Genomic DNA, 343 nt, shown 5'->3' with positions numbered 1-343 from the left:
CTTTATTATGAGGATAGAAGCAATGGAATTCAATTTCTAATGTATTCTAAACCAATTAGTAGAAGAAAAATCTTTTTTTCTAATTTGCTTGCTATATCAGTTCCAGCATTCATTTTAATGCTTAGTTTTTGAATTTTAAATGCTATTTTATTTGTTACTTTTGTTCCTAAAATTTCACATTTGAATGCATATATTTTTAGTGCTCTTTTATTTGCTATTTTAGTTACTTTAACTTTCTTAAGTTTTACATATTTGATATGTACCAAAGTAAACAAAAAAATCTTTTCATTTATTGCTATTACACCTCTTCTATTAAACTCTTTAGTTAGTCTGGTTGTTATTG

At 24.2% G+C, this 343-nt stretch carries 1 protein-coding gene; it reads right to left on the bottom strand.

Annotation, left to right across the window (positions count from 1 at the left end; genetic code table 11):
* Positions 1–29 precede the first annotated feature (29 nt).
* A partial coding sequence (locus AABA78_RS39060) for a hypothetical protein (protein WP_338270623.1) occupies positions 30–343 on the bottom strand: 314 nt, incomplete at its 5' end.

It is taken from the genome of Corallococcus caeni (assembly GCF_036245865.1).
In the GTDB taxonomy this organism is placed as follows: Bacteria; Myxococcota; Myxococcia; order Myxococcales; family Myxococcaceae; genus Corallococcus; species Corallococcus caeni.
This window is presented reverse-complemented; position numbering and strand designations above follow the sequence as displayed.